Origin of the sequence: Streptomyces sp. NPDC032940 (assembly GCF_040636935.1) — a bacterium.
Lineage (GTDB): Bacteria > Actinomycetota > Actinomycetes > Streptomycetales > Streptomycetaceae > Streptomyces.
Genome location: NZ_JBEZVJ010000015.1, coordinates 73268 through 93093, shown reverse-complemented (window position 1 = coordinate 93093; position 19826 = coordinate 73268). Strand labels below are relative to the sequence as shown.

Genomic DNA, 19826 nt, shown 5'->3' with positions numbered 1-19826 from the left:
ACGGTGGACGGAGCGGCTGGTCAGGGGGCAAGGCGATGGACAGCGACGGCCTGCGGGACACGCGGGGTACGCGGCGGCCGGTACCGCGTCCGGCAAGCGGTCCGCCTCCGATGCCGCCCGCGCCGCCCGGCCGGCCGCAGGTGCCGAGGTCCCCCCAGGTGGCAACGTGGCTCGACGTGCCGCGGGCGGACGCCGGGGCCGGCATCTGGCGGTTCGGACACGTCCCGCCCAAGGCGGCCGGGAAGCGGAAACTGGCCCCGGCCTCCCTCCTCGGTGCCCTGGTGCCCCTGGGTATCGGGATCCTGCTGTGGTCCCTGTGGCTCAACGACACCTTCCCGTACAAGAGCAGCCTGCTGCGCCTCTTCACCCCGAACGACTGGTGGTACTCCGGGACCGTCTGGCCGAAGGACGACGTGTGGCAGGGTCCGGTTGCTCTGGCGGTCTACGACAACATCTTCTTCGTCCTCCTCCTGTGTGCCGTGGGCTACCTGGGGAGCTGGCCCACCCTGATCCGTTTCTGGCTCGGCAACCGGCCGCAGCCGCTGCGGGCGGCCATCACGGTCGTGGGGGCAGCGGTCGCCCTGGTGCTGGTCTTCCCCGTCCTCGACAGCGACCCGGTGCCCGTCTACACCACGGTCGTCTTCCTCATCGCCCTGTTCACGGGCAGTTGGGGCGCCGCGGGCGCGCCCGTGACCGTGTTCCTGGTCGACACCTCCATCACGGTCGCGGTCCTGTGGGCGTCCGCCCGCTGGGGCGACTGGTGGCCGCTGCTCCGGCACTGGCGCACCGCGCGGCGGGCGGGACCCCGGCCCGACGGTGACCCCGTCGCCGTCGCGCCCCGGTCGAAGTGGCCGCTCCTGCGGTTGGCCGGGCAGACGCAGGCTGCCGATCTGCTGTCGGCCGAAGTGCTGACCGGGCGGATGAACGACGTGGACTGTGCCCGGGTCGAGCGTGCCTGGGACCTCCTCCACGCACAGGGACGCCTCGCCTCGTTCACCGAGACCGTGCTGCGTCATGGTGCCGCCGCATGGACACACCCTTCGGGCGCCCGCGACCTTCCGCGGCGTACGGCGACGCACGACCTGCTTGCCGGCCAGGTCCGTGTCGGCCGCTGCGGCAGCGACGAGCGGACGCCCCCCGCCTACCGTGACGCCGGAGTGGCGCTCGACCCGTCGACGCTCGGCACCTCCCTGCTGGCCGTCGGGCCGCCGGGCTCGGGCAGGACCGAACGGCTGTCCGCTCCCGTGGTCGAGTCTCTCGCCCTCGGCGCGCTCACCGGCGCCTGCGCCGTGGTCGCTGTGGGCACGGCGGGATCCCCGCTGGGCCCCGACGAGGCGTTCGACGTGGTGATCCGGCCCGGTGACCCCGCTTCCGTGCACGACCTGCACCTGTACGCCGAGGCGACCGACCCGGACGAAGCCGCCGCGGTCCTGGCCGAGGGCCTGGCCGGTGACCTCGAAGCGTTCGGTGCCGGACGGGCGGCCACGGCATTGGCTCAGCTGATCGGCCCCTACCGGGCCGCGTACGGCCACTTCCCCTCCGTTCCGGTCCTGCGTGAACTCCTCGAAGGACGCCCGCAGACCCTTGCCGAACTGCTGGAGGCGCTTGCTCCGGAGGCCGCCACCATGCGCCGGGAGCTGGAGCCGTGGCTGCGGCAGATCGGTACCGCGGCCGAGTGCGGTCCGTTCCTCGCCGACCGGCTCGCGCTGCTGGACCGCCCGGTGTTCGAGGGGTTCTTCGGCGTGGGTCCCCAGACCGGAGCGGACGGGACGGAGCAGACCCACGCGGCACGCCCGTTCTCCTTGAGCGCCGTCGGCCACCATCCGCTGCGGGTCCGCATCGATCTGCCCGAGCAGGGACACGAAGAGGCGGCGCGGCTCCTGGCCCGGCTCGTGCTGGCCCAGTTCCTCGCGGTGGCTCGCGCCGACAGGGCCCGGACGCACTTCGTCTGCCTGGTCCTCGACGACGCCTCCGGCGCCCTGACCCGGGGCACCGTCCGGGCCGTTCAGCGGCTGCGTTCGCACAACGCCGGCGTCGTGCTCGGGCTGCGCACCCTGGGCGACGTACCGGAGTCGTTGCACGGGCCGTTGCTGAGCGCCGTGGGCTGCCGGGCGGCCTGCTCCGGTGTCACCACCTGGGACGGGCGTGCGCTCGCGGAGGCGTGGGGCACCGAGTGGGTCGAGACGACGGAGGTCGCCAAGCACACGGTCTTCGCCGACCAGCCGATGACGCGGGCCCTCCATGCCCTGCGCAAGCTGGTGACCGGCAAGGCCGTGACGACGGACGCCGTCACCGTGCGGCAGGTCGAGCGGGAGCGGTGGTCGGCGTCCGAGCTGGCGCACGCCGTGCCCGCGGGGCACGCGGTGCTGTCGCTGACCACCGTCGGCGGCGAGCACGCGCCGCCGCTGCTGGTGGATCTGCGCGGCTGAGACCTCCGGCCGGGGGACGCGGCCGCGGGGTTCTGGCCGGGGCGCGCCTGTGGGGCTCTGGCCGGGGACGGCCCGTGGGGTTCCTGCCGGGGGCGTGCCTGTGGGGGCTCTGGCCGGGGACGTGCCCGTGGGGCTCTGGCCGGGAGGCGTTCGGCGCTGAGGCCTCGGCCGGGAGGGGACCCGCGGCTGGAGTCCGCCCGGGACGCCGGGGCCTCGCGCCCGAGACCCTGGCGGGACAGGACGCCCACGGGGTGCCCTCCCGCGGCGACGCGCCCGCAGGGGACCGTACGGTGAGGCAGAATCGACACAGGCCGTTCATACGCCGCGGCCAAAAGATCACAGAGATTCCGCATCGCCCCCGCACACCCGACGCCGATCTGAAGGCCCCATGCCCCCGACGCTCGCCTCGCTCGTCCACCACTCCGCGCTCAAGCTGACCGTGCGCGCGGGCGAGGACCGCCTCGACGTGCCGGTCCGCTGGGCCCACTCCAGCGAGCTCGCCGACCCCGTGCCCTACATGGAGGGCGGCGAACTCCTGCTGATCACCGCGCTCAAGCTGGACGCGGAGGACCCGCAGGCGATGCGCCGGTACGTGCGCCGGCTGTCCGAGGCCGGCGTGGTCGGGCTCGGCTTCGCCGTCGGGGTCCACTACGAGGACATCCCCGACGCGCTCGTCGAGGCGGCCCGCGAGGAGGGCCTGCCGCTGCTGGAGGTGCCGCGCCGCACCCCCTTCCTCGCTATCAGCAAGGCCGTGTCCGCCGCCATCGCCGCCGACCAGTACCGGGCGGTCACGGCGGGCTTCGCGGCCCAGCGGGAGCTGACCAAGCAGGCGCTGACCGACGGCCCCGAAGGGCTGCTGGGCGCGCTGGCCGCGCAGGTCGACGGCTGGGCGGCGCTGTACGACACCGCGGGCGCCGTCGTCGCCGCGGCTCCCGACTGGGCGGGCCGCAGGGCGGCGCGGCTCACGGCGGACGTCCAGCGGCTGCGCGAGCGGCCCGCACCGGCCTCCTCGGTCGTCGGCGGAGGCGGTGACTCCGAGCAGCCCGAGAACGCGGACCGGGTCGAGCTGCACTCCCTCGGCACCTCCCGCAAGGCCCGCGCCGCGCTCGCGGTCGGCACGGCCGCGCCCCTCGGCACCGCCGAGCGCTACGCCGTCCACTCCGCCATCGCCCTGCTGACGCTCACCACGGAACGCTCCCGCTCCCTGCACGCGGCCGAGCAGCGCATCGGATCGGCCGTGCTGCGCATGCTGCTGGCCGGCGAACCGGACCACGCCCGCGCGGTCGCCGGCGACCTGTACGGCGGCCTGCTCGACGCGCCCTTCCGGATGATCGTCGCCGAGCCCGCGTCGGCCTCCGCCGCCCGCGCGCACGCCGGTCCGCAACCGCGGGTGCCCGCCGCCAAGCCCTCCGCCGCCGCGCTGGCCGCGGCCGACACCGGCGGCGATCCGCTCGGTGCCCTCGCCGAGGTCGTCGAGTCGGCGGCGGCCCGGGCGGGCGAGGCGGTGCTGGTGGTGCCCGAGGGGGAGCGCCTCGTCGTCCTGGCCACGGACCAGGGCGCGGCCGTCGCCGCCTGCGCCGCCTACGCGGCGGCCCTGGAGACGGCCCGGCCGACGCCGGAACCGGTCAAGGGCGAGGAGGAAGGCCTGGTCGTCGGCCTGTCGGCGCCGTCCGGACCCATCGCCGCGGCCGCCGCCTACAAGCAGGCCGAGCAGGCGCTGTCGGTGGCCCGCAGGCGTGGCCGCGTCTGCGTGGAGCACGAGCACCTGGCGGCGGGGTCGGTGCTGCCGCTGCTCGCCGACGACGCGGTACGGGCCTTCGCCGACGGCCTGCTGCGGGCGCTGCGCGACCACGACGCCACCGGCCGGGGCGACCTGGTCGCCTCCCTGCGCGCCTGGCTCTCCCGCCACGGCCAGTGGGACGCGGCCGCCGCCGACCTCGGCGTCCACCGCCACACGCTGCGCTACCGCATGCGCCGCGTGGAGGAGATCCTCGGCCGCTCCCTGGACGACCCGGACGTACGGATGGAACTGTGGCTGGCCTTGAAGGCGACGTCACCGGAGTGACCCCAGGCCGAAGGGTCTGAGGGCGCAGCCTCCAGGGACGGGTACGGGAACGGGAAGGGGCGGCGGGGGGCGAAGAACGCCTCACCCTGCCCGAAGGAACCCCCACCCCGCCAATCCGTCGAACCCCCACCCCCCACCACTCCGCCCCGGACAAACGACCCCCGCCGCCCCCCGCCCTACCGTGGACTCCGCACACCCCGTACACACCCCCAACGCGGAAGGGCCGGGACTCCACTATGACTTCCACCCACGCCTTCTGGCTCGCCGGCCGCCAGGCCACCGGTGAGGACACCTTCGACGTCACGTCCCCCTGGGACGGCCGCACCGTCGCCACCGTGAGCGTGCCGACCGACGCCCAGGTCGAGGAGGCCGTGGCCGCCGCGTACGCCGTACGGGACGAGTTCGCCGCCACCCCCGCCCACGTCCGCGCCGCCGCCCTGGACCACGTCAGCCGGCGCCTCGCCGAGCGTACCGAGGAGCTCGCGCAGCTCATCTCCGCCGAGAACGGCAAGCCGGTCAAGTGGGCCCGCGGCGAGGTCGGCCGCGCCGTCTCCGTGTTCCGCTTCGCCGCCGAGGAGGCCCGCCGCTTCAACGGCGGCGAGGCGCAGCGCCTGGACACCGACGCCGGCGGCCAGGGCCGGCTGGCCCTCACCCGCCGCTTCCCCAAGGGCGTCGTCCTCGGCATCGCGCCGTTCAACTTCCCGCTGAACCTGTGCGCCCACAAGATCGCCCCGGCGATCGCGGCCGGTGCGCCGATCATCCTCAAGCCGGCCCCCGCCACCCCCCTGTCCGGCCTGATCCTCGGCGACCTGCTCGCCGAGACCGAGCTGCCCGCCGGCTCCTGGAGCATCCTTCCGGTCTCCAACGACCGCATGCCCGCCCTCGTCCAGGACGAGCGGCTGCCGGTCATCTCCTTCACCGGCTCCGAGACGGTCGGCTACGCGATCATGGACTCGGTGCCGCGCAAGCACTGCACCCTGGAGCTGGGCGGCAACGGCGCGGCCGTCGTCCTCGGCGACTGGGCGAGCGACCAGGACCTCGACTGGGCCGCGACCCGCATCGCGACCTTCTCCAACTACCAGGGCGGCCAGTCCTGCATCTCGGTGCAGCGCGTGATCGCCGACGCCGCCGTGTACGACCGCCTGCTGCCGCGCATCGTCGCCGCCGTGGAGGCCCAGGTCACCGGCGACCCGAACGACGACGCCACGGACGTCGGCCCGCTGGTCAGCGAGGCCGCCGCCGAGCGCGTGGAGTCCTGGGTCGACGAGGCCGTCGCCGCGGGCGCGAAGCTCCTCACGGGCGGCAAGCGCGACGGCGCCTCGTACGCGCCGACCGTGCTGACCGACCTGCCGGCCGATGTCACCCTCGCCTGCGAGGAGGTCTTCGGTCCTGTGCTGAGTGTGCAGAAGGTCAACGGCGAGGACGAGGCGTTCGCCGCCGTCAACGACTCCAAGTACGGCCTCCAGGCAGGCGTGTTCACGCACGACGTGCAGGCCGCCTTCCGCGCCCACCGCGCCCTGGAGGTCGGTGGCGTCGTCGTCGGCGACGTGCCCTCCTACCGCGCCGACCAGATGCCGTACGGCGGCGCCAAGCAGTCCGGCGTGGGCCGCGAGGGCGTGCGCTTCGCGATGGACGACTACACCTACGAGCGGGTGCTGGTCCTGACGGGCCTCGCCCTCTGACCCACCCCGAGAAGGCCGACGGCCCGAGCCCGAACTGTGCGGGGGCTCGGGCCGTCGGCGTTCCCACGGCGCGGGGGCAGGGCGGGTGGGACGGGACGGCCACGTCGGTGAACCCGCGGGTCCGAGGGGACGGGGCCCGCGTGGGCCCCGTCCCCCGGCCGGCTTCCTCCGGACCCTCAACCGGTGAAGCCGACGTGCGCGAGCCGCAGTGAGCCGCGCAGCCTGACGGTCAGGTCGTGCACGCCCTCGGCGGTCAGGGCGGCGCCGAGCTCCACGTAGTCGTACGGGCCCGGGGTCGGCGCCTGCGGTGACAGCACCGCCGATGCCGGGCCCCCGTCGAGGGCGATCTCCACCGTCCCCTCGCCCGCCACCGCCACGGCCACCCCGGTGACACCGGCGCCGAAGTCGCAGGCCCGGTACAGCAGTTCGCCGGGCCCGCCCGCGACCGGCGTCACCGCGTCGCCGGCCGTCCTCGCGCGGTCCACGATCTCCGTACCGCTCTGCTCGTCGAAGCCGGCCGCGTCCAGGCCGCGTTCGCGCACCGGACGGGGGGCGGCGGGCTCGCCGTCCAGGACCACGGTCGCCGACAGCCGCACGTCCTCGCTGGAGGCACCCACCAGCAGCGCGTACGGGCCCGGTTCGCGCCGCCACCGGCCGTGCGCCACGTCCCAGAACGCGAAGGCCGACAGCGGCACCTCGAAGCAGACCCCGGCCCGCTCGCCCGGGGCCAGCGTCAGGCGCCGGTGGGCCAGCAGCTCCCGGCGCGGGCGCGGGACCGAGGGCTCCTCGGCGCGGGCGTAGAGCTGCACCACCTCGTCCGCGGTGACGTCCCCCGTGTTGGTGACGGTGAAGGACACGGAGACCGGACCGTCCCCGGCGCGGACCGCCAGGTCGGCGTAGTCGAAGGACGCGTACGACAGGCCGTGCCCGAAGGGGAACAGCGGGGTCCCCTCGAAGTACAGGTAGGTCTGGCGGGAACCGATCACGTCGTAGTCGAGCAGACCCGGCAGGTCGGCGTCGTCGGCGTACCAGGTCTGCGGGAGGCGTCCGGCGGGGGAGACGTCACCGGCCAGGACCCGGGCCAGCGCGGTGCCGGCCGCCTGGCCGCCGTGCGCGGTCCACAGCACCGCCGGGAGGCCGTCCGCGTCGACCGCGTACGGGTAGGCGGAGACCAGCGCCAGCACCGTGCGCGGGTTGGCGGCGCGGGCCGCGCGCAGCAGCCGTTCCTGGTGCTCCGGCAGCCGCAGGGTCGTACGGTCCTCCGTCTCCCGGCCGTTGATGTGCGGGTCGTTGCCCGCCACCACCACGACCACGTCGGCCCCGGCCGCGGCCCGCGTCACCGCTTCCTCGCCGCGCTCGGCGACGACCAGTTCGAAGACCTCGCCGTCCGCGTCGTCGGCGTCCTCGGCGGCAACCTTCACGCCGTCGGCGGCGACACGGACGGGACGGCCCGTTCCCAGATGCCGGAGGAGGTGCCCGCTGCCGTGGGGTTCCAGGCGGAACGTCTCCCGCACGACCCAGCCACCGGGCTGGTCGGCGGAGGCGCGCACGAAGCCGTCCTCGGCGACGGACAGGTACCGGCCGTCGAGAGCGCGCAGGGTGAGGACACCCTCGCCCCAGTCGACCAGCGCGAGTTCGCTGCCGGCAGTGTCGGTGGTGAGCGGCGGCAGGTCGGTGCGGCCGGCGATCAGGGCGGGATCGAGGGCACCCTCGGCACCGGGCGTCCCGTCGGGGGAGTCCGGCGCGGGGAGCACGTGCAGGAACGTGCCGGCGGCGGTCCTGAGCCGGACCCGGTCCACGCCCTCCGCGAAGCTCACGCTCTGGGCGCCGAAGCGCTCGTACAGGCCCTCCAGCGGCGTGGAGCGGTGCAGGAGCGAGCCGCTGTACCAGTCGAGCTTGCACTCGTCGGCGAGCAGCCCGACGACGGCGACGCGGGTGTCCGGGGCCAGCGGCAGCACGCCGTCGTTCCTGAGGAGCACGACCGCCTGCTCGGCGGCCTCCAGGGCCAGCGCCCGGTGCTCCGGGGTGTCGAAGGCCCCCGGCTCGTCGTGCCCGTCGAACTCGCCGAGGCGGAAGCGGACCGAGAGCTGGCGGCGTACGGCCGCGTCGACGTCGGCCTCGGAGAGCAGCCCCTGCTCGAGCGCGCCCCGGACGCGCGCGACGATCCGCGAGGAGTCCGTGCCGTGGTCGGTGAAGCTGTCCACCCCGGCGCGCAGCGCGGCGGCGGTCGCCTCCTCGTGGCTGTCGAAGTAGTGCTCCGAGTCGACCAGGTTGGAGGGGGCGCCCGCGTCCGAGCAGACAAGCAGCTCCTCGTCCGTCCAGGTGCGCAGCTGCTCGCGCAGATACGGGGAGACGTGGTTGGGGCGGCCGTTGACCAGGTTGTACGCCGGCATCACCCCGGCCACCGCGCCGGCCTCGACCGTCTCGCGGAAGGCGCGCAGGTCGTACTCGTGCAGGACGCGCGGGCGGACGGACGACGAGGACGTGTCCCGGCAGGTCTCGTTGTTGTGGGCCAGCCAGTGCTTGAGCACGGGTGCCGTGCGCCAGTACTCCGGGTGCCCGCCGCGCAGTCCGCGGGTGTACGCGGTGGCGATGGCCGACGTGAGCTTCGGATCCTCCGAGTAACCCTCCTCGTTGCGGCCCCACAGGGGGTGGCGCAGCAGGTTGACGGTCGGGGACCACACGTTGAGGCCGACGCGCTCGTCCCGCGCCCGCATCGCCCTGACCTCCTGGGACACCGCCTCGCCGATGCGGCGCACCAGGTCCTCGTTCCAGGTGGCGCCGATCCCCACGGCCTGTGGGAACACCGTCGCCGGGCCCATCCAGGCCACCCCGTGCAGCGCCTCCTGGCCGGTGCGGAACGCGGCGACGCCGAGCCGCTCGACGGCCGGGGCGAACTGGTGCAGGAACGCGGTCTTCTCGTCGAGCGTCAGCCGCGACAGCAGGTCGTCGACGCGCTCTCCGAGCGGCAGCCGCGGATCACGGAAAGGCGGCGTGGGCGGCGTGTGTGCGGTCACGTGGAGTTCCCCTTGCGATGGAGCAGCGAGACGCATTCGAAGCGCTTCGATGCTGATTGGGCTCGGGGGTGGGTGTCAAGGCGTATTCGGGCGGCAACTTCGACTTCTCGTCACTTTCCAAGGGGCCCTTGAGTGTGGCCGAGCGTGCGCCGACCCGCACACCTCGGAGGAATCTTGGAAGCGACCCTTGTGTGCCCCCAGGCGTTCACTTAACCTCGCAGCAACTTCGAAGCGCTTCGACTACGGAAGCGGTGAACCGGGGACGCGTCGTCGATGCATCCGGAACCGCGCATTCCCTCGACGACCGCTTCAGCTCAGCCAGTTCCACTGAAGACACCGCAGCCGACGGCCACCGCCGGGTGTCCTGGTGCGCCATGAAGGGTTGACGCAATGACGCCGAACGCCGCCTCCGGCCCCAGCCGGAGAAAGTTCCTCGCCTCCACGGCGGTCGCCACCGCAGCGGTGGCCGGAGGGATGCCGCTGCTGACCGCCTGCGGCGGATCCGACGGCGGCTCGCGCGACGGCACCACGTCGGGCAAGGACGCCGCGAAGCTGCTGCCCGCCTATGTGGCCGGCAACGTGGTCACCCCCGACATCCCCAGCAAGAACGGCTCCGCGGTCGGCTTCACCAGCAAGCTCGACCTCGCACAGCTGAAGACCTCGGTGCCGAAGAAGCTCGGCAAGGGCGGCCGGGTCACCGTCATGTCCCCCTTCTGGGGCTCCCCGCCGAAGGACGACAACGCCTACTACAAGGCGATGAACGACCTCATCGGCGTCGACGTGGTCTGGCAGAACCAGGACGGCAACACCTACGACCAGAAGCTCGGCGCCGTCCTCGCCTCCAGCGAGGTGCCCGACGTCGTGGTCGTCCCCGGCTGGAACATGACCGGCAAGATCCCCAGCGCCATCATCGGCAAGTTCGCCGACCTCGGCCCCTACCTGTCCGGCGACGCCGTCAAGGAGTACCCCAACCTCGCGGCGATCCCCACCGACGCCTGGCGGCGCTCCATCTTCGGCGGCAAGCTGCGCGGCCTGCCGATGCCGTCCTCGTACGTGACCGGCATCGTGCCGCTGTACCGGCAGGACGTCTTCGAGAAGGAGGGCTACGAAGTCCCCCGGTCCTGCGACGAGTTCATGGCGCTGGCCAAGGAGGCCACCAACGCCAAGGCCAAGCGCTGGGCCTGCCTGGACATGAAGTGGACCGCCTTCAACGCCTTCGGTGTGCTCTCCGGCAACGAGAAGTCCCTCGGCTGGAACGAGACCGACGGCAAGCTGGTCTACCGCATCGAGACCGAGGAGTACCTCGAGGCCCTGGAGTGGACGCGCAAGCTGTTCGCCGCCGGGGTCGTGCACCCCGACGCCAGGCTCGGCAAGTCCAACGCCACCGACCCCGGGCCCAAGTTCGCCGCCGGCGAGTTCCTCATCTACAACCAGGACTCCTCCCAGTGGTGGAGCCGCACCGCCGAACAGGCCACCCAGAACCCCGAGTTCACGATCTGGGGCATGGACATCTTCGGGCACGACGGCGGCGACCCCACCCTGTGGGCGCAGAACCCGGCGGGCATCTTCGCCTTCGTCAACAAGAAGGCGTCCAAGTCCGTGATCCGCGACGTGCTGGCCGTCGCCAACGTCACCGCCGCGCCGTACGGCACCAAGGAGTACATGGCCACCAACTACGGCGTGGAGGGCACCCACTACACCGTCGAGAACGGCGTGCCCACCAAGACCGACCAGGGCAACATCGACGTGATGAACGCCTACGTGATGGTGGCGAGCCCCGCCGCGACCATCGCGCACCCCGACTTCCCCGAGGTCGCCAGGGGACAGGTCGAGTGGCAGCAGCGGATGGGCGCCTTCACCAGGAAGCCCACCTTCTACGGCATGCAGATCACCGAGCCCGCCCGCTACACCAACCTCTCCAACGACTTCGAGCAGCTGGAGGACGACATCGTCCGCGGCCGCAAGAAGATCAGCGACATGCAGCAGGCCGTCTCCGACTGGCGCAGCAAGGGCGGCGACGAACTGCGCGACTGGTACAAGAAGCTGCTCGACGACAACGGCGCGGCGGCGGGCTGACCGGTACCGAGGCAAGGAGAACGGCCGTGTCCCACAGCACGGTGCCTCGGACCAGGGCCGAGGCCGATGCGACGAAGAAGACCCCGGAGGCGTCCGGCCACGCCACCGGTCCCCGGAAGAAGGGCCGGAAGAACGGAACGGGTGGACTCAGCCTGCGGCTGCGGTTCAGGCGGGACCGCGTCCTGCTGCTGATGACCCTGCCGGCCGTCCTGCTGGTGCTGCTCTTCAACTACGTGCCGATCCTCGGCAACGTCGTCGCCTTCCAGGAGTACGACCCCTACATCAGCGACAACGGGATCGTCTCCATCCTGCACAGTCCCTGGGTGGGCCTGGAGAACTTCCAGCGGATCTTCGAGGACTCCGCCTTCTGGAACTCCGTGCGGAACACGCTGGTGCTGTTCCTCCTCCAGCTCGTGCTGTACTTCCCGGTCCCCATCCTGCTCGCGCTGCTCATCAACAGCGTGGTCCGGCCCCGGGTGCGGGCCGTCTCGCAGGCCATCCTCTACCTGCCGCACTTCTTCTCGTGGGTGCTGGTCATCGCCGTCTTCCAGCAGCTGTTCGGCGGGGCGGGCCTCCTGTCCCAGCTGCTGCGCGACCACGGCTACGACGGGCTCAGCCTCATGACCGACCCGGACACCTTCAAGTTCCTGGTCACCGCGCAGAGCGTGTGGAAGGACGCCGGCTGGGGGATCATCGTCTTCCTCGCCGCGCTCGCCTCCGTCAGCCCCGACCTGTACGAGGCCGCCGCGATGGACGGCGCGAACCGCTGGCGCCGCATGTGGCACGTCACACTGCCCGCGCTGCGCCCGGTGATCGCCCTGCTGCTCGTGCTGCGCGTCGGCGACGCCCTGACGGTCGGCTTCGAACAGATCCTGCTGCAACGCGACGCCGTCGGACCGGGGGCCGCGGAGGTCCTCGACACCTTCGTGTGGTGGAACGGCGTGCGCAACCAGGACTTCGGATACGCGGCCGCCGCCGGGCTCGTCAAGGGCGTCATCAGCCTCGGCCTGGTCCTGATCGCGAACAAGGTGGCCCACCTGATGGGCGAGCAGGGGGTGTACAAGAAGTGACCGCCGTGCAGGAAACGACCGCCGTGACCGGCGATCCCGCGCGCCGGCCCTCCCGGTGGGCCGCCCCGCCCCGGCCGGTGTGGGAGGAGAAGCCCAGCCGCGCCGGGCTCGCCGGCAAGGGGCTGGTGCTGCTCCTGGCCTGCCTGGGGATCCTCTTCCCGCTGTGGATCGTCGTCGTCACCAGCCTCTCCTCACGCAAGGCCATCGACGAGGCCGGCGGGCTGGTGATGATCCCGAAGGACATCACCTTCGTCGCCTACCAGGAACTGCTCAGCGGCGGCCAGGTCACCCGCGCCGCGCTGGTCAGCATCGGCATCACCCTCGTCGGCACCCTGTTCTCGATGGCCGTGTCGGTGCTGTGCGCCTACGGACTGTCCCGCACCGGCTCGCTGGGCCACCGCTGGATCCTCATGGTGCTGCTGGCCACGATGTTCTTCAGCGCCGGCCTCATCCCCACCTACCTCCTGGTGCAGTCCATCGGCCTGACGGACAGCTATCTCGCGCTGATCCTGCCCAGCGCGATCAGCGTCTTCAACATCCTGGTGCTGCGCGGCTTCTTCATGGGCATCTCCCAGGAACTGGTCGACAGCGCCCGCATCGACGGCGCCGGCGACCTGCGCATCCTGTGGCAGATCGTGCTGCCGCTGTCCCGCGCGGTCGTCGCGGTGATCACGCTGTTCTACGCCGTCGGCTACTGGAGCGCGTGGTTCAACGCCTCCCTGTACCTCAACGACCAGGACATGCTGCCCCTGCAGAACGTCATGATCCAGCTCGTGCAGAAGCAGGAGGCGCCGGTCGGCCTGGGCCAGGCGATCAAGACCGGTGAACTCTCCGGTCTGGCCGTGCAGATGGCCGTCATGGTCATGGCCCTGCTGCCCGTCGCCGTGCTGTCGCCGTTCGTCCAGCGCCACTTCAAGAAGGGGATGCTGACCGGCGCCGTCAAGGGCTGACGCCCCGATTCTCTCCTTCCCTCCGTCACCATGCAGAGCGAGGTTCTCCATGTCCGCGTTCCGCCCGCACAGACGTGCCGTACTGGCCGGGGCGGCGGCCGGTGCCGCACTGGCCGCCCTGCCGGCCGCCCCCACGCCGGCCCACGCCGCCGAGGGCGCCGGGGCCGAGGGCGGTCGGGCCCAGGGCGGTGGGGCCACCCCCTACCGCTGGCGCAACGTCGTCATCGGCGGCACCGGATTCATCACCGGCGTCATGTTCCACCCCCGCGTCCGTGGCCTGGCGTACGCCCGTACCGACATCGGCGGCGCCTACCGCTGGGACGACCGCGCCGCCCGCTGGACCCCGCTCCTCGACCACCTCGGGTGGGACGACTGGAACCTGCTCGGCGTCGAGGCGATGGCCGTCGACCCCGCCCACCCGGACCGGCTCTACCTGGCCTGCGGCACCTACGCCCAGTCCTGGGCCGGCAACGGCGCGATCCTGCGCTCCGACGACCGCGGCACCACCTGGCGGCGCACCGCCCTCACCGTGAAGCTCGGCGCCAACGAGGACGGCCGCGGCACCGGCGAGCGCCTCCTGATCGACCCGCGCGACAGCGGCACCCTCTGGCTGGGCACCCGGCACGACGGACTGCTGAGGTCCACGGACCGCGGCACCACCTGGGCCCCCGCCCCCGGCTTCCCGGCCGCCCCGACCGCCGGCGGCCAGGGCGTCACCCTCCTCGTCGCCGCGGGCCGCACCCTCTACGCCGGCTGGGGCGACGCCGACGGCACCGCGCCGAACCTGTTCCGCACGGCCGACGGCCGCACCTGGGAGGCCGTCCCCGGACAGCCCTCCGGCACCGCGGCCAGGGTCCCGGTCCGCGCCGCGTACGACCCACACGCCCGCGAGCTGTACGTGACGTACGCCGACGCACCCGGACCCAACGGCCAGTCCGCCGGCGCCGTGCACAAGCTGCGCACCACCGACGGCCGCTGGACGGACGTCACGCCCCTCGCGCCGGGCGGCACCGACACCTTCGGGTACGGCGGCGTCGCCGTCGACGCCCGCCGGCCCGGCACCGTCGTCGTCTCCACCAACAACCGCTGGGCGGCCGTCGACACCCTGTTCCGCACCACCGACGGCGGCCGCACCTGGACGTCCCTCAAGGACTCGGCCGTCCTCGACGTCTCGGAGACGCCCTACCTGGCCTGGGGCGAGGAACAGCCCAAGTTCGGCTGGTGGATCCAGGCCGTCGCCGTCGACCCGTACGACGCGCGGCACATCCTGTACGGCACCGGCGCCACCCTCTACGGCACCCGCGACCTCGAGCACTGGGCGCCGCGGATCCGCGGCCTGGAAGAGAGCTCCGTGACCCAGCTGATCTCGCCCCCCACCGGCGCGGCGCACCTGCTCAGCGGGTCGAGGGACATCGGCGTGATGTACCACGAGCGGCTCACCGCGTCCCCGGCCCGCGGCATGGCGGCCAACCCCGTCTCCGGATCGGCGACGGGCCTCGCACAGGCGGCACGCAGACCGGCCTGCGTCGTCCGGGCGGGCTGGGGCGACCACGGCAACGGCGCGTCCTCGCGGGACGGCGGCCGCACCTGGGCGCCCTTCGAGTCCCAGCCCGCGACGGCCGAGGACGCGCCCGGGCCGATCGCCGTGAACGCCGACGGCAGCGTGCTGCTGTGGTCCTTCGTCCACTGGGACGGCACCGGGTACCCGGCCCACCGCTCGGCGGACGACGGCGCGAGCTGGACCGAGGTCCCCTCCTTCCCGAAGGGCGCCACACCGGTCGCCGACCCGGTCGACCCGGCGCTCTTCTACGCGTACGACACCGACACCGGCACGCTGTTCGCCAGCACCGACGGCGGTCTCGGCTTCACCGCCCGCGCGGGCGGACTGCCCGCCGGGGACAGCCAGTTCAAGCTGGCCGCGGCGCCCGGGCACCGGGGCGACCTGTGGCTGAGCACCAAGGAGAACGGCCTGTACCGCTCGACCGACGGCGGCACCTCCTTCACCCGGGTGGCGAGCTGCCGGGCCTCCCACACCCTCGGCTTCGGCAAGGCCGCCGACGGCGCGAGCTACCCGGCGGTCTACCAGGTCGGCTCCCTCGGCGCCGGCACCCTCACCGCCGTCTACCGCTCCGACGACGAGGCGAGGAGCTGGACGCGGATCAACGACGACCGGCACCAGTGGGGCTGGACCGCCGAGACCATCACCGGCGACCCGCGCGTCCACGGCCGCGTCTACCTCGCCACCAACGGGCGCGGCATCCAGTACGGGGAGCCCGGATGAGCCCGAGCCTCGCGGACGTCACCCGCGACCGCGTCCTCTTCGGCGGCGACTACAACCCCGAGCAGTGGCCGGAGGAGACCTGGCCCGAGGACGCCCGCCTGATGAAGGCCGCCGGCGTCAACACCGTCACCCTCGGCGTCTTCTCCTGGTCGCGGCTCGAACCCCGGCCCGGCGTCCACGACTTCGCCTGGCTGGACCGCCTCATGGACCTGATGCACGCCCACGGCATCGGCGTCGTCCTCGCCACCCCCACCTCCTCGCCGCCGCCCTGGCTGGGGCGCCTCCACCCGGACACCCTGCCCCGCGACGAGGACGGCCGCACCGAACGGTGGGGCGGCCGGCAGCACTTCTCGCACTCCAGCGCCACCTACCGCCGCCACGCCGCGGCCATCACCGAGGCCCTGGCCGCCCGCTACGCGCACCACCCGGCCCTCACCCTGTGGCACATCAACAACGAGTACTGCACCTTCGACCACGGCGACGAGGCCGCCGTCCGCTTCCGCCGCTGGCTCCAGCGCAGGTACGGCACCCTCGACGCCCTCAACTCCGCCTGGGGGACCGCCTTCTGGAGCCAGGGCTACGGCGACTGGGAGGAGATCCTCCCGGCCCGCCGCACCCACTACCTGAAGAACCCCGCCCAGGTGCTGGACTTCCGCCGCTTCACGTCCGACATGCTCCTGGAGTGCTTCACCGCCGAACGCGACATCGTCCGCCGCCACACCCCGCACATCCCGGTCACCACCAACTTCATGCCGCTGTGGCACGGCCAGGACGCCTGGCGCTGGGCCGAGGAGGAGGACGTCGTCTCCGTCGACCTCTACCCGGACCCGCGCGACCCCCTGGGCGCGCAGCACGGCGCCCTGGTCCAGGACATGACCCGTTCCCAGGCCCGCGGCCCGTGGATGCTCATGGAGCAGGCCGCCGGACCGGTCAACTGGCGCGGCGCCAACCACCCCAAGCCGCGCGGTCTGAACCGGCTGTGGTCCCTCCAGGCCGTGGCGCGCGGCGCGGACGCCGTCTGCTACTTCCAGTGGCGCCAGTCGCGGCAGGGCGCGGAGAAGTTCCACTCCGGCATGGTCGGCCACGCGGGGGAGCGAGGCCGTGCCCACCAGGAGGTCAGGCAACTCGGCGCCGACCTCGCGAGGCTCGGCCCGCACGTGGCGGGCACCCCGGTCGCTGCCGACGTCGCCGTCCTGCACGACTGGCACTCCTGGTGGGCCGGCGACCAGGACGGCCGCCCCTCCACGCGCTTCGCCTACCCGGACGTCCTGCACGCCTGGCACCGGGCCCTGTGGGAGGCCGGACACACCACCGACTTCGCCCACCCCGAGCAGGACCTCACCCCGTACCGGGCGGTCGTCGTGCCGCAGCTCTACGCGCTCACGGACACCGCCGTCGACAACCTCGTCGCCCACGTCCGCGGCGGCGGCACCCTCGTGTGCGGCTTCTTCACCGGCGTCGCCGACCAGGACGACCGGATCAGGGAGGGCGGCATGGACGCCCGGCTGCGCGACCTGTTCGGCATCCGCACCCTGCACGAGTGGTGGCCCCTGGAGACGGACGAGACGGCCGCCTGCGACGGCTTCCGCGGCACACTGTGGTCGGAGGAGATCGAACCGGACGGCACCGCTACCGAGACCCTCCCGTACCGGGGCGGCGAGCTGGACGGGCTCCCGGCCGTCCTGCGCAAGGGCCGCGCCTGGTACGTGTCGACCCTGCCGGAACCGGACGCGCTGCGCGCCCTGCTCGCCCGCGCCGCCGCCGACGCGGGCGTCCGGCCGGTCCTCGACGGCCTCCCGCCCGACGTGGAGGCGGTACGCCGCGGTGACCTGCTGTTCCTCCTCAACCACGGCCGCGAACCGGTCACCGTCGACGTCCCCGGCACCCATCGCGACCTGCTGACCGAGGCGGCCGTCACCGACCGCGTCACCCTCGGCCGCCACGGCGTCGCCGTCCTCGCGGAGCCCGCCTCATGACCGGCGCACCCGTGCACGGCACCTGGGAACCCGAGCCGGCCGCCCGCTGGGAGGACGCCTTCCTCACCGGCAACGGCCACCACGGCGCCCTGGTGTTCGGCGATCCGCGGGCCGACCGGGTCGTCGTCACCCACCACACCCTCGTACGCCCGGACGGCGACGACGAACACCGCCGGCCACCCCGGCTCGCCGCCGCACTCCCCGCGCTCCAGGACCGCCTGCTGGCCGGTGACAGGGGGGCCGCCGAGGAGTTCACGGACGGCCGCCCCCTGCAGTGGGTGCGGCCCTTCCACCCGGCGTTCCAGATCCGCCTGAACAGGCCCGACGGCGACACCGGCGACCCCTACCGCCGCCGCGTCGACTTCACCACCGGCGAGACGAGCGCGGCCCGCGCCACCTGGACCAGCCGGGTCTTCGTCTCCCGCGCCGACGACGTGATCGTCCAGCGCGTCACCGCCGCGCACCTGACCCTCGACATCTCCCTCGACCCCCGTCTGCCCGGTGCGCCCGCCGGTCTGGGCATCGGCCACAGCGCCGTGCTCACCCCCGGGGGCGCCCTGCTCAGCCTGCGCGCCCGCTACCCCGGCAGCGACCTCGCGTACACCGGCGTCACCCAGATCACCGTCACCGGCGGCGCCGTGAAACTGGTCCCGCCGGGCGTGCTCGTCGAGGGTGCCACGGAGGTGCTGCTCCTCACCCGGGTGCGCCGGCACACCGGCGAACTCGACGTGACCGCCGAGGGCCGCACCCTGCGCGACCTCGCCGACGGGGCCTTCCCCGCCGGACCGGACGGAGCCCAGGACGGCACCGCGTACGACGCCCTCCTGCGCCGCCACCTCGACCTGCACCGCACCGCCTACGACCGCGTCACCCTCGACCTCGCCGCCGACCCCGCCGAACGCGCGCTGCCGGGCTCGGCCCTGCTGGAGCGGCCCCGCGGCGCGGCCCTCCTGGAGCGCCTCTTCGCCGCCGGCCGCTACCACCTCCTGTCGGCCTCCGGCCTGCTCCCGCCCCGGCTGACCGGCCTGTGGACCGGCGACTGGAACACCGCCTGGTCCGGGGCGTTCACCACCAACGCGAACCTCAACCTCCAGACCGCCTCCGCCGCCGCGGCCGCCCTGCCCGAGGTCACCGAGGCCCACGCGGCCCTCGTCCACCGCCAGCTGCCCGACTGGCGGGACAACGCCCGCGCCATCTTCGGCACCCGCGGCGTCGTCGCGCCCTCGCACACCGACGGCGAGTGCGGCCACACGTACCACTTCAGCCGCGAGTACCCCCTGCACCTGTGGACGGCCGGCGCCGACTGGCTGCTCAAGCCCCTCGTCGACCACGCCGAGACCTACGGCACAAGCGACCCGCGCACCATCGCCGCGCTCGCCGAAGTCGCCTTGTTCTACGAGGACTTCCTCACCCGCACCGACGCCGAGGGCCGGCTCGTCGTCGTCCCCTCCTACTCGCCCGAGAACCGGCCCGCCAACGCGAGCTGGGGCACCCTCGACGCGGCCATGGACCTCTCCGCCGCCCGGCACGCCCTGCGCACCGCCGCCGACCACCACCCCGAGCACGCCGACCGCTGGCGCGCCCTCGCCGACCGGCTCCCGCCGCACCGGATCAACGCCGACGGCGCCCTCGCCGAATGGGCCAGGACCGGCCTGGCGGACACCTACGACCACCGCCACCTCAGCCACCTCTACGGCGTCTGGCCGCTCGAGGAGATCACCCCCCACGACACGCCCGCACTCGCCGAGGCCGCCCACCGTGCCCTCGAACTGCGGGGCGCCGAGAACGACTCGGCCCACGGCCACCTCCATCACGCCCTGGTCGCCGCCCGGCTCGGGGACGGCGCCCGGGTGGCCCACGCACTGGACCGGGTACTCGACGGCGACTACTTCCACGCGTCCCTGATGAGCGCGCACTACCCCCGCCGCGACGTCTACAACGCCGACGCCGCGCACGCCCTGCCCGCCGTGCTCATCGAGATGCTCGTGCAGTCCACGCCCGGCCGCCTCGTGCTGCTCCCCGCCCTGCCGGACGGCTGCCCCGGGGGCCGGCTCACGGGCGTACGCACCCGGTTCGGGGCGTCGCTCGACCTGTCCTGGACGCCCGACGGCAGCGCGACGGCCGTCCTGCGCCCGGACCGCACGCACCGCATCGAACTCCGGACCCCCTCCGGCGCCGAACCGCTCGACCTCGTCGCCGGGGAGGACCGCGTCGTCGACGTGAAGACGTGAAGACGTGAGGACGTGAGGACGTGAGGACGTGACGACACGGCGACGCGGC

10 protein-coding genes are annotated in these 19826 nt (G+C 73.5%); 9 read left to right on the top strand and 1 reads right to left on the bottom strand.

Features of this window, described 5'->3' with window-relative positions:
• The first annotated feature begins 35 nt into the window (after positions 1 to 35).
• From AB0E77_RS19785 to AB0E77_RS19775, 3 genes are all read left to right on the top strand, one after another.
• Entirely contained in the window at positions 36 to 2429 is a 2394-nt protein-coding gene (locus AB0E77_RS19785) for an ATP/GTP-binding protein (RefSeq protein ID WP_361572316.1), read from the top strand.
• A 388-nt stretch (positions 2430 to 2817) separates the two neighbouring features.
• A complete protein-coding gene (locus tag AB0E77_RS19780) occupies positions 2818 to 4494 on the top strand; it encodes a PucR family transcriptional regulator (protein ID WP_361572313.1) in 1677 nt (558 codons plus the stop codon).
• Between the two features lie 236 nt (positions 4495 to 4730).
• Entirely contained in the window at positions 4731 to 6176 is a 1446-nt protein-coding gene (locus tag AB0E77_RS19775) for an aldehyde dehydrogenase family protein (RefSeq protein WP_361572310.1), read from the top strand.
• Between the two features lie 176 nt (positions 6177 to 6352).
• On the opposite strand, the gene AB0E77_RS19770 is transcribed toward AB0E77_RS19775, so the two are convergent.
• Entirely contained in the window at positions 6353 to 9193 is a 2841-nt protein-coding gene (locus AB0E77_RS19770) for a glycoside hydrolase family 3 C-terminal domain-containing protein (protein ID WP_361572307.1), read from the bottom strand.
• Between the two features lie 390 nt (positions 9194 to 9583).
• On the opposite strand from AB0E77_RS19770, the gene AB0E77_RS19765 reads away from it, so the two are divergent.
• Genes AB0E77_RS19765 through AB0E77_RS19740 form a run of 6 tightly spaced genes read left to right on the top strand, consistent with a single transcriptional unit; the run spans position 9584 to position 19777 of the window.
• The gene (locus AB0E77_RS19765) at positions 9584 to 11269 is read left to right on the top strand and encodes an extracellular solute-binding protein (protein WP_361572304.1); all 1686 of its coding nucleotides are present in this window, start codon (positions 9584 to 9586) and stop codon (positions 11267 to 11269) included.
• A gap of 26 nt (positions 11270 to 11295) precedes the next feature.
• The gene (locus AB0E77_RS19760; RefSeq protein ID WP_361572301.1) at positions 11296 to 12339 is read left to right on the top strand and encodes an ABC transporter permease subunit; all 1044 of its coding nucleotides are present in this window, start codon (positions 11296 to 11298) and stop codon (positions 12337 to 12339) included.
• 23 nt (positions 12340 to 12362) lie between these two features.
• A complete protein-coding gene (locus AB0E77_RS19755; RefSeq protein ID WP_361572457.1) occupies positions 12363 to 13289 on the top strand; it encodes a carbohydrate ABC transporter permease in 927 nt (308 codons plus the stop codon).
• 49 nt (positions 13290 to 13338) lie between these two features.
• A complete protein-coding gene (locus tag AB0E77_RS19750; protein WP_361572298.1) occupies positions 13339 to 15570 on the top strand; it encodes a 1,4-beta-glucanase in 2232 nt (743 codons plus the stop codon).
• Entirely contained in the window at positions 15567 to 17546 is a 1980-nt protein-coding gene (locus tag AB0E77_RS19745; protein ID WP_361572295.1) for a beta-galactosidase, read from the top strand. Before AB0E77_RS19750 ends, AB0E77_RS19745 begins: the two co-directional genes overlap by 4 nt.
• Positions 17543 to 19777 (top strand): glycoside hydrolase N-terminal domain-containing protein, encoded by a 2235-nt coding sequence (locus AB0E77_RS19740; protein WP_361572292.1) that lies wholly within the window; start codon positions 17543 to 17545, stop codon positions 19775 to 19777. Before AB0E77_RS19745 ends, AB0E77_RS19740 begins: the two co-directional genes overlap by 4 nt.
• Positions 19778 to 19826: the final 49 nt, after the last annotated feature.

Coding starts and splice junctions, on each gene's coding strand:
- AB0E77_RS19750 (WP_361572298.1), top strand. CDS start 13,339: ATGTCCGCGTTCCGCCCGCACAGACGTGCCGTACTGGCCGGGGCGGCG.
- AB0E77_RS19775 (WP_361572310.1), top strand. CDS start 4,731: ATGACTTCCACCCACGCCTTCTGGCTCGCCGGCCGCCAGGCCACCGGT.
- AB0E77_RS19780 (WP_361572313.1), top strand. CDS start 2,818: ATGCCCCCGACGCTCGCCTCGCTCGTCCACCACTCCGCGCTCAAGCTG.
- AB0E77_RS19785 (WP_361572316.1), top strand. CDS start 36: ATGGACAGCGACGGCCTGCGGGACACGCGGGGTACGCGGCGGCCGGTA.
- AB0E77_RS19765 (WP_361572304.1), top strand. CDS start 9,584: ATGACGCCGAACGCCGCCTCCGGCCCCAGCCGGAGAAAGTTCCTCGCC.
- AB0E77_RS19745 (WP_361572295.1), top strand. CDS start 15,567: ATGAGCCCGAGCCTCGCGGACGTCACCCGCGACCGCGTCCTCTTCGGC.
- AB0E77_RS19740 (WP_361572292.1), top strand. CDS start 17,543: ATGACCGGCGCACCCGTGCACGGCACCTGGGAACCCGAGCCGGCCGCC.